The organism is Achromobacter sp. EG18 (assembly GCF_059759395.1).
Map to the genome: position 1 here is coordinate 5,330,707 of NZ_CM186213.1, position 12,245 is coordinate 5,342,951.

13 protein-coding genes are annotated in these 12,245 nt (G+C 68.0%); 8 read left to right on the forward strand and 5 right to left on the reverse strand.

Translation table 11 applies throughout. From position 1 onward, the window contains the following. From AC6CR5_RS24650 to AC6CR5_RS24665, 4 genes are all read left to right on the forward strand, one after another. Window positions 1-720, forward strand: a complete 720-nt coding sequence (locus tag AC6CR5_RS24650; protein WP_437262836.1) for a VOC family protein — start codon at window positions 1-3, stop codon at window positions 718-720. Between the two features lie 184 nt (window positions 721-904). Further along, on the forward strand, window positions 905-1,648 hold the full coding sequence (locus AC6CR5_RS24655) for a GntR family transcriptional regulator (protein ID WP_058665253.1): 744 nt from the start codon (window positions 905-907) through the stop codon (window positions 1,646-1,648). Further along, a complete protein-coding gene (locus AC6CR5_RS24660) occupies window positions 1,645-2,634 on the forward strand; it encodes a tripartite tricarboxylate transporter substrate binding protein (RefSeq protein ID WP_006388793.1) in 990 nt (329 codons plus the stop codon). The genes AC6CR5_RS24655 and AC6CR5_RS24660 overlap by 4 nt, the downstream gene beginning before the upstream one ends. A gap of 58 nt (window positions 2,635-2,692) precedes the next feature. Beyond that, the gene (locus AC6CR5_RS24665; RefSeq protein WP_020925128.1) at window positions 2,693-4,387 is read left to right on the forward strand and encodes a thiamine pyrophosphate-binding protein; all 1,695 of its coding nucleotides are present in this window, start codon (window positions 2,693-2,695) and stop codon (window positions 4,385-4,387) included. Between the two features lie 88 nt (window positions 4,388-4,475). Here the strand turns inward: AC6CR5_RS24665 and AC6CR5_RS24670 are convergent, their stop codons facing one another. Beyond that, a complete protein-coding gene (locus AC6CR5_RS24670) occupies window positions 4,476-5,012 on the reverse strand; it encodes a cysteine dioxygenase family protein (RefSeq protein WP_053499431.1) in 537 nt (178 codons plus the stop codon). 166 nt (window positions 5,013-5,178) lie between these two features. Here AC6CR5_RS24670 and AC6CR5_RS24675 point away from each other — a divergent pair, with 166 nt between their 5' ends. The 3 genes from AC6CR5_RS24675 to AC6CR5_RS24685 all read left to right on the forward strand — a co-directional run bounded on the left by AC6CR5_RS24675 (window position 5,179) and on the right by AC6CR5_RS24685 (window position 7,348). Then, window positions 5,179-5,958: an SDR family oxidoreductase gene (locus tag AC6CR5_RS24675; RefSeq protein ID WP_006388797.1), complete on the forward strand. Its 780-nt coding sequence runs from the start codon at window positions 5,179-5,181 to the stop codon at window positions 5,956-5,958. A gap of 90 nt (window positions 5,959-6,048) precedes the next feature. Then, window positions 6,049-6,507, forward strand: a complete 459-nt coding sequence (locus tag AC6CR5_RS24680; protein ID WP_006388798.1) for an Lrp/AsnC family transcriptional regulator — start codon at window positions 6,049-6,051, stop codon at window positions 6,505-6,507. 229 nt (window positions 6,508-6,736) lie between these two features. After that, entirely contained in the window at window positions 6,737-7,348 is a 612-nt protein-coding gene (locus AC6CR5_RS24685; RefSeq protein WP_045952871.1) for a gamma-glutamylcyclotransferase, read from the forward strand. A 37-nt stretch (window positions 7,349-7,385) separates the two neighbouring features. On the opposite strand, the gene pagP is transcribed toward AC6CR5_RS24685, so the two are convergent. The 4 genes from pagP to AC6CR5_RS24705 all read right to left on the reverse strand — a co-directional run bounded on the left by pagP (window position 7,386) and on the right by AC6CR5_RS24705 (window position 11,162). Next, window positions 7,386-7,940, reverse strand: coding sequence for a lipid IV(A) palmitoyltransferase PagP (gene pagP, locus AC6CR5_RS24690; protein WP_006388800.1), 555 nt, complete (start codon window positions 7,938-7,940; stop codon window positions 7,386-7,388). Between the two features lie 133 nt (window positions 7,941-8,073). Next, on the reverse strand, window positions 8,074-9,546 hold the full coding sequence (mgtE, locus tag AC6CR5_RS24695; RefSeq protein WP_006388801.1) for a magnesium transporter: 1,473 nt from the start codon (window positions 9,544-9,546) through the stop codon (window positions 8,074-8,076). Between the two features lie 10 nt (window positions 9,547-9,556). Further along, window positions 9,557-9,967 (reverse strand): acyl-CoA thioesterase, encoded by a 411-nt coding sequence (locus tag AC6CR5_RS24700; protein WP_006388802.1) that lies wholly within the window; start codon window positions 9,965-9,967, stop codon window positions 9,557-9,559. A gap of 103 nt (window positions 9,968-10,070) precedes the next feature. Continuing rightward, window positions 10,071-11,162, reverse strand: a complete 1,092-nt coding sequence (locus tag AC6CR5_RS24705) for a YeiH family protein (protein WP_448684659.1) — start codon at window positions 11,160-11,162, stop codon at window positions 10,071-10,073. Window positions 11,163-11,301: 139 nt separating this feature from the next. On the opposite strand from AC6CR5_RS24705, the gene AC6CR5_RS24710 reads away from it, so the two are divergent. Then, complete coding sequence (locus AC6CR5_RS24710; protein WP_006388804.1) at window positions 11,302-12,198, forward strand: LysR family transcriptional regulator; 897 nt, start codon at window positions 11,302-11,304, stop codon at window positions 12,196-12,198. The last annotated feature ends 47 nt before the right edge of the window (window positions 12,199-12,245 follow it).

Below are 12,245 nucleotides of genomic sequence, written 5' to 3' on the forward strand. Positions count from 1 at the left end.
ATGCTGCATGCCGTCGGCCAGACCGAGTTCGACCACGCGGTGGTCATGGTGCGCGACCGGCTGGATGCGCTGGCGCCGCACTTCGAGCGCCAGGGCTTTCACCTGAGCGACAAGGCGGTGCACAACCTGGGTTCGTGCAACCGCCTGATCGTGCTCGAAGGCACCTACGTCGAACTGCTGGGCTGGCCGCCCGGCGCGCCGCCGGCGCGCAAGGAAATCGCCGATTCGCCCTTCGGGCTCGAAGCGCTGGTGTTCCGCACCTATGACGCCGAGGCCACCCGCGAGCGCCTGCTCGCGGCCGGCTTCGCCGTCAATCCGATGCAGGAACTGTCCCGTCCGGCGATGCTGGACGGCCAGGAAGTCGAGGCCCGTTTCCATACCGTGCGTTTCGCCGAGCAGCCGCTGCCCGGCATCCGCATGTATTTCTGCCGCCACCTGACGCCCGAGTGCGTCTGGTCGCCCGCACTGATGGCGCATCCCAACGGCGCCCGTAGTCTGCTTCGCATCGACGCCCGCGCCGCGCAGCCGCGCCAGGTGGCCGAGCGGCTGGCCCTGGTGGCAGGCGTGACGGCCGAGGCCGCCGCGGGCGGCTGGGACGTGCCGCTGGCCAACCTGCGCATCCACGTGCGGGAAGACGCCATGGCGGCGACGCCGGTGTTGTCCACGCTGACGCTGGAAAATCGCGACGGCGCCCATTACACGCTCGATACCGGCGTCTGATCCTGTCCCGCCCGCGATCGCCGGGCGGGCGCCTTCCCCTTCCTGAAATCTTCCCGCTCACCCTTCTTGGGGGACGGATTGTGGCCGTGCGCGTTGCGGGCAAACCCGGGTTGTGAGGCAAAGTGTATGCACTTTAGTATGCACTTTATCCCCACCCCGGAGCGCCCTGGCGGCCCGCACGCTCATGACCTCATCCCGACCCGCAGCCCGCACCATGGCCGGCCAGGCCGAGCTGTACCACGCCGTCAAGGCGATGGCGGTGAGTTTCGAATTCAAGCCAGGCGAGCGCATCAACGAAGTCGAACTGGCCCGACGGTTCAACGTGAGCCGCACGCCCCTGCGCGAGGTGCTCAACCAGCTGATGGTGGAAGGGTTCCTGACCCGCTCGGTCAATCGGGGGTTCATCGCCCGCCTGCTGGATGCCAAGCAGATTCACAGTCTCTATGAATACCGCGCGGTGCTCGAAGCCGGCATCGTGCGCGCTGCCTGCGAACGCGCCACCGACGAGGAACTGGCAGCCTTGCGGGCCTTTGTCGAACGGTCCCGCGACGTGCCCGAAGACAGCGATGCGACCCGCCTGCTGGAACTGGACGAGGCGTTTCACCTGACCCTGGCGCGCTACTCGCGCAACGACGAATTCGTGCGGGCGCTGGAAAGCGTCAATGCCCGCATCCATTTCGTGCGCTGGATCGACATGCAGCAGGGGCGCCGCAGCCATACCCAGGGCGAACACATGCGCATCGTCCAGGCGCTGGAGCGGCGCGACGTCGACGCCTTGCCGGACATGATGCGCAGCCACATCGGCCGGCGGCTGGACCAGATCACCGATGTCATCCGCACCGGCTTTTCCACGATTTACATGCGGGACCAGGCCGAACCCGCTATCGCAGCGCCGGCCAACACCACAACAGCAGGGGAAAACACATGACCTACACAACCATGCGGCGCGCCTTGGCGGCCGTCTGCGCGCTCGCCGCGCTGGGGGGCGGCCTGGCCGCCGCGCCCGCCCGGGCGGAAGAAAAGCCGCTGATCCTGGTGGTGCCGTATCCGCCGGGCGGCAGCACCGACATCCTGGCTCGCATCCTGCAGCCGCGGCTGTCCAAGGAGCTGGGCGGCCGCGCCGTGGTGGTGGAAAACCGCCCGGGCGCGGCCAGCCAGATCGCCACCGCCTTCGTGGCGCGGGCCGAGCCTGACGGCAGCACGCTGCTGGTCAGCTTCGACAACCACGGCATCAACCCGGCGGTGAAACCCAAGCTGCCGTACGACACCTTCAAGGACTTCGTCGCCATCACCCAGACCGTGCGCTTTCCGCTGGTGCTGGGCGCCAACCCGGGCGTGCCGGGCGACAACCTGAAGGAATTCCTGGCGGCCGCGGCCAAGCAGCCGCCCAACAAGTTCAACTATGCCTCCACCGGCGTGGGGTCGCTGAACCACCTGGCGCCCGAAGAACTCAAGCGCCTGTCCAAGGTGGAGCTGCTGCACGTGCCGTATGGCGGCGGCGGGCCGGCCATCCAGGCCGTGGTGGGCGGCCAGGCCAACATGACCTGGTTGAGCTTTGCCGCGCTGCGCGGCCAGATCCAGGCCGGCAAGATCAAGCCGCTGGCGGTGGCCGGCGAAAAGCGCCTGCCGGACCTGCCCAACGTGCCGACGGTGGCCGAGTCTGGCTTCCCAGGGTTCGTGGCCTATTCGTGGAGCGGCATGTTCGCGCCCAAGGGCACGCCCGAGGCGACCATCAAGAAGCTGACGCAGGCATTCAACACGGTGTTGGCCGATGCGGACGTCAAGAAGAAGCTGGAAGAGGCGGGCTTCGAGATCGTGGCGTCGAACGGCCCGGCGCTGGATGCCTACGTGAAGGCGGAGTACGACCGCTGGAGCAAGTTCATCAAGAGCAGCAACATCAACCTGGATAACTGAGCGGCCGGGGCGGGGCGCGATGGCGCGCCGCCCGGTCCGCGCATCGCGTGGAGAAGACATGGATACCTTGACCGGCGCCGAAGCAATGGTGCGGATGCTGCAACACAACGGCGTCAAACATATTTTCGGCCTGTGCGGCGATACCAGCCTGCCGTTCTACGACGCGCTCTACCGGCTCGATCACGGCATGCAGCACATTCTGACCCGCGACGAACGCAGCGCCGGCTACATGGCCGACGCCTACGCTCGCGTGACCGGCAAGGTCGGCGTGTGCGAAGGGCCGAGCGGCGGCGGCGCGACCTATCTGCTGCCGGGGCTGGTGGAGGCCAACGAGTCGTCCATTCCGGTGCTGGGCATCACGTCCGACGTGGCGGTGGGCTCGCGCGGCAAGTACCCGCTGACCGAGCTGGACCAGGAGGCGTTGTACCGGCCGCTGACCAAATGGAACCGAACCATCGATCGCGCCGACCAGATTCCCGGCATGGTGCGAGCGGCGTTCCGCGCCATGACCACCGGCAAGCCCGGCTCGGCGCACCTGTGCTTCCCCTATGACGTGATGAAGCAGCAGGTCGATGCCGCCGACGTCTGGGCTCAACCGGAACACGCGCAATTCCCGTCGCTGCGCTACGCGCCGGATCCGGCGGACGTGGCGCGTGCGGCGCAGCGCCTGGTGGGCGCGCGTTCGCCGGTCATCATCTGCGGCGGCGGCGTGGTGATCGCCGGCGCCAGCGGCGCGCTGCAGGAACTGGCCGAGAGCCTGAAGGCGGCGGTGTGCGTGACCGTCAGCGGCCAGGGCAGCCTGGCCGACACGCATCCGCTGAACGCGGGCGTGGTGGGGTCGAACGGAGGCGTGATGGCCACGCGCGACGTGGTGGCCGCCGCCGACGTGGTGCTGTTCGTCGGTTGCCGCGCGGGTTCGACCTCGACCGAGCACTGGCGCTTCCCGAACCGCGACGTGCCGATCCTGCACATCGATATCGACCCGATGGTGATCGGCGCCAACTACCTGACCGAGGTCGGCATGGTGGGCGATGCCAGGCTGGCCTTGCAGGCGCTGGGCGCCGAGGTGCGCGAGCGCCTCGCCCACCGACCGTCCGACGCGGCCGATGGCGCGGTGCTGGCGGGCCGCGCCAAGGCCGCGCGGCGCGCGCAGCTGGAGCCGCTGGCAAGCAGCCTGGACGCGCCGATCCGTCCGGAACGCGTGGTGCAGTCGCTCAATCGCCTGCTGCCCGACGACGCGGTGGTGTGCGCCGACCCCGGCACGCCATGCCCGTACTTCTCGGCCTACTACGATGTGTCGCGGCCCGGCCGCCATTTCATCACCAACCGCGCCCATGGCGCATTGGGGTTCTCGATGTCGGCGGCGCTGGGCGCCTGGGTCGGGCGGCCGAATGCCAAGTGCGTGTCGGTGATGGGCGACGGCAGCTTCGGCTTCACGGTCGGCGAGCTCGAGACCATCGTGCGCCACAAGGCGCCGCTGCTGATGGTGGTGTTTTCGAACTCGGTCTATGGCTGGATCAAGGCCAGCCAGAAGGCCGGCTACGACAAGCGCTATTACAGCGTGGACTTCGACCGCACCGACCACGCCCGCATCGCCGAGGCCTATGGCGTGAAGGCCTGGCGGGTCGAGGACCCGGCCAAGCTGGACGCGGCGATCAAGGCGGCCATGGAGCATGACGGCCCGGCGTTGATCGACGTGGTGGCGCAGCCGTTGCAGGACGCGGCGGCGCCGGTCAGCCAGTGGATGGGCTGAAGGCCAGGCAGGGAATGCGAAGCGGGGCCAGGGTTGGCTCCGCTTTTTTCATGGCTCGATGCCGCGGGACGGGCGCCGTGGCGCGCGTTCAGTGGGGCGCCGGCGTGGGCACCAGATGGTTGACGCCGGTGCAGAGGTCGGCCTGGTCGACTCCGTAGATGTGCAGCGACACGGCGACGCCCGGGCCGGCGTTGCCGAGGCGGTGGATCTGGTGCAGGCCCTGGGTGGCGGTGACGATGTCGCCCGGGCGGCGGCTGACCTGGCCGCAAGGCCGGGCCGCGCCCGCCGCCGGATCCCAGCGGTAATGGGTTTCGACCAGCTCGCCTTGCAGCACCTGGTAGGTGCACCAGGTCTTGTGGCCGTGCACCGGGCTGAATTGCCCCGGGCGCCAGATCAGGTAGGCGACGGTGAAGGCGCCGTGCGGATCGGCATAGGCGATGTGGCGGGTGTAGTGCTCGGGCCGGCCGTCGCGCAGGTCGGGTGGCAGCGCGCGCAGCATGTCGCCCGCATTGGCGACGGTGGCGGCAAGCTCGCGCAGGAAGGCGCGCGCCGCGTTCATCTGGGCGGCCTGCACCGATTCACACAGCGTACGCAGGTCGGCGGTGGCGAGTGGAAGGTTGGGCATGGTGGCACGCCTGAAGGACAAGCCTTCATCTTAGGGATTCGGGTTGGAATGCCTTTGCCAAATTGGCCCGTGTCGAACCGATGTTTAGAAAAAAATTCCACCCCCCGCGCGCCGCCCCGGCTCCTATACTGGTTCGCTTCTTGGTACCACTCTGGAGGGGGTTGGCATGGATCTCGGGATCAGCGGCAAGACGGCACTGGTATTCGGCGGCAGCCGCGGCATGGGCCGCGCCTGCGCCCTGCAATTGGCGCGCGAGGGCGTGGCGGTGACGATCGCCGCCCGCAATCCGCAGACGCTGGAGCAGGCGGCGGCCGAGATCTCGCGCGTGGCGGGCATCGGCGTGGGCTGGGTCTCGGCCGACCTGACCCGTCCCGAAGGGCGCGATGCCGCGTTGGCCGCCTGCCCGCGTCCGGACATCCTGGTGAACAACGCCGACGGTCCCATGCCGGGCGATTTCCGCGATTGGTCGCACGACGACTGGATCGCGGCGCTGGACGCGATGATGCTGGGCCCGATCGACATGATCCGCCGCGTGGTCGACGGCATGATCGAGCGGCGCTTCGGCCGCATCGTCAACATCGTGTCGCGCAGCGTCAAGGCGCCGCATGCCGAACTGGGGCTGTCCAATGGCGCGCGGGCGGGGCTGATCGGCTTTGTCAGCGGCCTGGCGCGGCAGACCGTCAGGCACAACGTCACCATCAACAACCTGTTGCCCGGCGCCTTCGCCACCGATGCGCAGGCTCGCCACATCCGCGGCATGCTGGAAGAGGGCGGCAAGACCTTCGAGCAGCTGTGGGACGAGCGCGGCCGCGCCAGCCCGGCCGGCCGCTATGGCCAGCCCGAGGAGCTGGGCGCGCTGTGCGCCTACGTCTGTTCGGCGCAGGCCGGCTACATGACAGCGCAGAACATCCTGCTCGATGGCGGCGGCTACCCGGGCACGTACTGACGCCGCGCCAAGGGCCGCCTAGGGTGTTCCTCGGGTGGACGGCGCGGAGGCGCCAAGGCAAGATGCGCCGATACCGCTTGAGGAGCCTCCATGGACCAGACCGACATCAAGATCCTGGCGTTGTTGCAGAAGGATGCCACCTGTTCGGTCGCCGAAATCGCCGAGCAGGTCAACCTGTCCGTCACGCCGTGCTGGCGCCGCATCCAGAAACTCAAGGACGACGGGGTCATTGCGCGCAATGCGATCCTGCTGGATCCCCGCGCGCTGGGCCTGAACCTGACCGTGTTCGTGTCCATCAAGACCAGCCAGCACAACGAGAAGTGGACCCAGAGCCTGATCAACGCGGTCATGGCGCTGCCCAACGTGGTCGAATTCCATCGCATGGCCGGGGATATCGATTACCTGCTCAAGGTGGTGGTCGAGGACATGGCGGCCTATGACCGCTTCTACCGCCGCCTGATCGCCGCCGTGGACCTGCTGGACGTGAGCGCCAGCTTTTCCATGGAAGTGATCAAGAGCACCACCGAGCTGCCGCTGGACGCGCTCTGACCGGCTGCGGGCCGCGGGCGGCGTGTCCCCGCGCCGCGGCGCCGCGCGGGTCCGTGGCGGCGGCCTGGCGCCCGGACGCAATTTTTTTCTCCCGCGCGCGGCCGCCGCGAATACAAATTTCTTTCCGCGTGTTGCAGGCGCCCCATCTCGCAATTCTTTTGCGCGGCAGGCGGCGTAGCATATCCATCGTTCCCGCCATGGGAATGAACCCGGGATATCAGAGGACCCTATGTCGTTGGCAGTACCCGCCGGCTGCGCCGGACTGGCGAAGACGCTACCCGCGTCGGTGGAAGATCTTTTGGTTGGATGGAATGGCGCCGACGACCTGTGGGTGTTCGCCTATGGTTCCCTGATCTGGCATCCCGGCTTCGCGTGGCGCGAACGCCGCCTGGCGACCGTGCGTGGCTACCATCGTTCGCTCTGCCTGTGGTCGCACGACCATCGCGGTTCGCCCGACAATCCCGGCCTGGTGTTCGGGCTGGACCGCGGCGGCTGCTGCCGCGGCGTGGCCTTCCAGATCGCGGCCAGCGATGTCCCCACGGTGTTCGCGGCGCTGTGGCGCCGCGAGATGGTGACCGGCGCCTACACGCCGCGCTGGCTGACCTGCCATACCGATCAGGCGCCAGTGCGCGGGCTGGTGTTCCTGCTCAATCGCGCCTGCCAGGAATACGCCGCCGACCTCACCGATGACCGCCTGCTGGCGTCGGTGCGCAATGCGGTGGGACATTCGGGTCCGTGCCTGGACTACGTGGTGGAGACCGAGAAGGCGCTGCGCGCCCACGGCATTGACGATTGGCGCCTGGGCGAGCTGGTGCGCCGCCTGGGCATGCAGCCCTGCTGAACGCGCGGGCCGCCGCGGGCGCGGCGGTGCCTGGCCGTCAGAAGGACCAGCGGCCGAACATGAACAACACGTTGCCGGCGCCACGCGAGCCGGGGATGTAGGTGGCGTACAGCATGGTGTCCTTGTAGCCGGCCGAGACCAGTGGCAGCACGCCGGGGAACGGCACGTAGCTCATGATGTCGTGGCGTGCCGTCAGGAACACGGTGTAGCCGGCGCCGAGCCGGAAATTCTCGCTGACCCGTCCGATCTTCAGGAAGCCGTAGCCGGCGATCGGTTCGACCTTGCTGTGCGAATCCAGGAACGCCATGGCGTACAGGCCCTGCCAGTCGCCGTCTTCGTCGTAGATGCTGCGTCCGTAGCCGCCGCCCCACGCCAGTTCGTTGAAGCTGTTGATCTTGTCGCGGCTGTACATGGCGCGGTTGTGCCAGGCGTAGCCGCTGAAATAGAGGTCATTGCCGCCTTCCGTCCAGATCTGGTCCAGGCGGTTGCAGGCGGATTGGGCCCACGAGGGCAGGTTTTCGCAGGCATGCGCGGCGGCGCTGAAGGTCGAGAGCAGCAGGCAAAAAAGCACTGCCCGGAGTCTGGCGGTCATTGCGGAAACACGAAAGATGATGACAACCCCGTTACTGTAACGGAGCGCCTGTCATCTTTACTGTCACGCAGCTGTCAAATGCGGGCCTGGGACATGCCGTGAAACAATCACGTGCAGGTCCGTTGTGGACGCGCTACAGCAGGAAAATGGTGGCCAGTCCCAGGAAGATGAAAAAGCCCAGCGAGTCCGTGGCGAAGGTCAACAGCACCGACGAACCCATGGCGGGATCCTTGCCGAAGCGGGCCCGCACCATCGGCACCAGCACGCCGACCGAGGCGCCCACCAGCATGTTGCAGACCATGGCGGCCATCATCACCAGCGCGATCGAGATCGAGTGCGAGATCGCCCAGGCGAACAAGGCCGCCACCAGGCTGCCGCACAGGCCCACCATCAAGGTCACGAACAGTTCGCGCTTGACCAACTGCCACAGGTTGCGGCCGGTGATGCGGCCCATGGCCAGGGCGCGGATGATCAGCGTCATGGTCTGGTTGCCCGAATTGCCGCCGATGCCGGCGACGATGGACATCAGGAACGCCAGGATCACGATCTGGCTGACCGTGCCCTCGAATTGCGAGGCCACGAACGAGGCCGTGGCGGCGGTACAGAGGTTGAACAGCAGCCAGGGCGCGCGGTTGCGCAGCGCCGTGCTGACCGGCGCGAAGATGTCCTCTTCCTGCAGGCCGGCGCGCGACAGCGCCTGTTCCTGGGAGTCTTCGCGCATCACGTCGACCACGTCGGCGATGGTGACGCGGCCGATCAGGCGGCCCTGGTCGTCCATCACGGGGGCCGAAACCAGATCGTAGCGCTCGAATGCGCCGGCGGCGTCGGCGTCGGAATCGAGCGGATTGAGTGTCAGGAAGTCCGAGTTCATGACCGCGCGCACTTCGGTCTCGGGTTCGCTGACCAGCAGGCGCGACAGCGGCAGGATGCCCTGCAGCTTGTCCTGGCGGTCGACCACGAAGATCTGGTCGGTGTGGTCGGGCAGTTCGTGCAGGCGGCGCAGGTAGCGCAGCACCACTTCGAGCGTGACATCCTCGCGCACCCGGACCATTTCGAAGTCCATGATGGCGCCGACGCTGTCTTCCGGATAGCCCATGGCTTCCAGCAACTGGGCCCGTTCTTCCTCGGTCAGGCCCTTCTGCACCTCGGCCACCACGTCCGGCGGCAGGTCGGGCGCCAGGTCGGCCAGCTCGTCGGCATCCATGTTGCCGGTGGCGGCCACCAGGTCCTGGCGGTCCATCGCTTCGATCAGCGATTCACGGACCCAGTCCTCGACCTCGAGCAGCACGTCGGCGTCGTGCTCGGGGCTGACCAGCTTCCAGATGGACTGGCGTTCGTCCTTGGGCAGCGATTCCAGGATGAACGCGATATCCGCGGGATGCAGGCCGTCCAACAGGGTCTTGAGTTCCGCCTCGTGCTGGCGGTGCACCAGGTCTTCGACCAGGTTGGCCTTGGCGTCGCCTTCTTCCTGGCGATGCACCAGGTCGGCGACCAGTTGCTGGCGGCGCAGGCGTTCCTGGACTTCGGCCAGGGCGTGCTGCGCGTCTTCCGGGTCGAGGCGGCGGGGCGTCGCGGGCGGTTTCTGCGCGGCGGCGGACTGCGTCATGCGTTACGACTCAAAGAATGGGAAGAGGGCGGCTGCGCCGCGCTTCGTCGGTGGCGACGTAGGTCAGCGTGGCCTCGGTGACCTTGACGACTTCGGCGTCCAGGCGCTGGCGTTCCGCGTAGACCTCGACCGACACGGTGATGGAGGTCTTGCCGGTCTTTACGATGGACGCGTAGAAACTGAGCAGGTCGCCCACGAACACGGGTTGCTTGAACTGGAAGGCGTTGACGGCGACGGTGGCCACGCGGCCGGCCGCGCGGCGGGCGGCGGGAATGGACCCGGCGATGTCGACCTGGGACATGATCCAGCCGCCGAAAACGTCCCCGTGGATGTTGGCATCCGCCGGCATCGGCATGACGCGCAATACGGCGTCGCGATTGGCGGGCAAGGTCGTGAAGGGAGTTTTGGTGCTGGAGGTCATGCGGCCGGCTCCAATGCAAGGCAACCAGCCGATTATGCAGGAAAAACGGGGCGCCGGCGCGGACCGGCGCCCCGTCGAAGCGCTTTATCGAAGCCGGCGCGGATCAGGACGCAAGCTTGACGATGCCGTAGCCGCCGACCAGCAGCCAGGCGTACAGGATCAGGCCCAGCGCCATCACGCGCGGACCGGCCTTGCGGATGTTGGCGAAGCGGGTCTCGATGCCCAGCGCCGTCATGGCCATGGTCAGGGCGAAGACGTCCAGGCGGCGGATGGCGTCGGCGACGTCCGTCGGGATGATGTTGAGCGAATTGACGATGGCCAGGACCAGGAAGCCGACCGCGAACCAGGGGATCGGCAGCTTGGCGCCCTTGGCGTTGCCGCCGGCGTGGCTGGCGGCGCTGCGCAGGTACAGGCCGAGAATCAGCAGCACCGGCACCAGCAGGGCGACGCGGGTCATCTTGACGATGGTGGCCACTTCCGTGGTGGCGGGGTCGATGTTGCTGGCCGCGCCGACCACCTGCGCCACTTCGTGGATGGTGCCGCCGATGTAGATGCCCAGCGCCTGGGTGTCGAAAGGCAGCCAGCCGGCGTGGTACAGCACCGGATACAGGAACATCGACAGCGTGCCGAACAGCACCACGGTGGCCACCGCCACGGCGCTCTTGTGCGGCTGCGCGCGCAGGGTCGGCTCGAAGGCCAGCACGGCCGCCGCGCCGCAGATGGCGCTGCCGGCGGCGGTCAGCATGGCGGTGTCGCGGTCCAGCCCCAGCATGCGCTGGCCGACCCAGGTGCCCAGCAGCAGCGTGCCCACCACCACCGCCACCGACACCGCCAGGCCGGGCAGGCCGACGGCGGCGATCTGCTGGATGCTGATGTTCAGGCCATAGAAGGCCACCGCGATGCGCAGCAGGCGGCGCGCGGTGAAGTTGACGCCCACGCCCCAGTCGACCGGCATGGTGCCGCGCAGGAAGTTGCCGTAGAGCATGCCGCATACGATGCCGACCACCAGCGGCGAAAAGCCCAGTTGGCGGATGGCGGGGAAGTCCGCCAGCTGCATGACCGCGGCCGACATGAGACCGACGAACAGGACGCCGTTGAGCTTGTCGCGCCAGGGCGTGGCGGTGGCGGCCGGCGCGCCGGCAGTTGCGGCAGGCGCGGCGGCGGATGGCGGGGCGGTCGTGGTGGCGGTGCTCATGGCGGGCCTTTCTGCATATCTAAATAACTAGGCGAAATATTAATTTCGGCGCTGTTATTTGGAAAATTTTCATTTTTGATATTAAATATCAGAAATTCTGATATCAGTGCCGCTATGGCCGCCGGCTCGCGGCGAACTCATGACTCCCGATCAATTGCTCACCTTCGCCACCGTGGCCGACGCCGGCAATATCAGCCGCGCCGCCCAGCAGCTCCATCTGTCGCAGCCGGCGGTTTCGGGCCAGCTGCGGGCCTTGCAGGAATGGTTCGGCGAGCCGCTGTATCGCCGCAGCGGCCACGGCATCGCCTTGACCGAGGCGGGCGAGCGCCTGGCCGAGCAGGCGCGCCAACTGCGCCAGGTGTACCGCCAGGCGCAGGCCGTGCGCGAATCGTGGCGCGGCCTGGAAACCGGCGTGCTGCGGTTGGGGGCCAGTACCACGCCGGCCAGCTACCTGCTGCCAGGCCTGGTGGCCGATTTCCGCCATGCCTTTCCGGCCGTCAGCCTGCACCTGTCCGATGGCAATACCCGGGAAATCGTCGAACGCCTGCCGGCGCTGGACCTGGCCTTCATCGAAGGCGACGTGCCCGCGGGCCTGCCGGCCGACACCGCCGTACATGCCTGGCGGCAGGACGAGGTGGTGGCCATCGTGCGCGCCGACCATGCCCTGGCGGGCAAGGGCGCGGTCACGCTGCGGGATCTGGCGGCTTCGCCGCTGGTGATGCGCGAACCCGGTTCGGGCGTGCGGCGGCTGGTCGAGCGCGCCTTCACCGATGCCGGCCTGGCGCCCTCGGTCGGCTTGGAGCTGGCCGGGGTGGAAGGCGTGAAGCAGGCCGTGCGCGCCGGCCTCGGCGTGGGGTTCGTGTCGGCCATGTCGATGCGGCACGAGGATGGCGCGCTGGCGGCGCTGCGGCTGTTGCCGCGACCCTTGACGCGCACCTTGAGCATCCTGGTGCCGCATGCCGACGCGGCCGCGCGCGCCGCCCAGCGCTTCCTGGCGATGTGCCAGGCAGTGCGGGCGGGGCAGGGAGTCATCTAGCGCGGGGAAGCCGTTGCCTTCTTCGTGAGGCAGGCGCCTTTCCCGGC

Excerpts from the sequence above, each read along its gene's own strand:
- AC6CR5_RS24670 (WP_053499431.1), bottom strand. The coding sequence starts at position 5,012 with ATGCCCAACCTTCCACTCGCCACCGCCGACCTGCGTACGCTGTGTGAA.
- AC6CR5_RS24680 (WP_006388798.1), top strand. The coding sequence starts at position 6,049 with ATGGACCAGACCGACATCAAGATCCTGGCGTTGTTGCAGAAGGATGCC.
- AC6CR5_RS24665 (WP_020925128.1), top strand. The coding sequence starts at position 2,693 with ATGGATACCTTGACCGGCGCCGAAGCAATGGTGCGGATGCTGCAACAC.
- mgtE (WP_006388801.1), bottom strand. The coding sequence starts at position 9,546 with ATGACGCAGTCCGCCGCCGCGCAGAAACCGCCCGCGACGCCCCGCCGC.
- AC6CR5_RS24705 (WP_448684659.1), bottom strand. The coding sequence starts at position 11,162 with ATGAGCACCGCCACCACGACCGCCCCGCCATCCGCCGCCGCGCCTGCC.
- AC6CR5_RS24700 (WP_006388802.1), bottom strand. The coding sequence starts at position 9,967 with ATGACCTCCAGCACCAAAACTCCCTTCACGACCTTGCCCGCCAATCGC.
- AC6CR5_RS24710 (WP_006388804.1), top strand. The coding sequence starts at position 11,302 with ATGACTCCCGATCAATTGCTCACCTTCGCCACCGTGGCCGACGCCGGC.
- AC6CR5_RS24675 (WP_006388797.1), top strand. The coding sequence starts at position 5,179 with ATGGATCTCGGGATCAGCGGCAAGACGGCACTGGTATTCGGCGGCAGC.
- AC6CR5_RS24660 (WP_006388793.1), top strand. The coding sequence starts at position 1,645 with ATGACCTACACAACCATGCGGCGCGCCTTGGCGGCCGTCTGCGCGCTC.
- AC6CR5_RS24685 (WP_045952871.1), top strand. The coding sequence starts at position 6,737 with ATGTCGTTGGCAGTACCCGCCGGCTGCGCCGGACTGGCGAAGACGCTA.
- AC6CR5_RS24650 (WP_437262836.1), top strand. The coding sequence starts at position 1 with ATGCTGCATGCCGTCGGCCAGACCGAGTTCGACCACGCGGTGGTCATG.
- AC6CR5_RS24655 (WP_058665253.1), top strand. The coding sequence starts at position 905 with ATGACCTCATCCCGACCCGCAGCCCGCACCATGGCCGGCCAGGCCGAG.
- pagP (WP_006388800.1), bottom strand. The coding sequence starts at position 7,940 with ATGACCGCCAGACTCCGGGCAGTGCTTTTTTGCCTGCTGCTCTCGACC.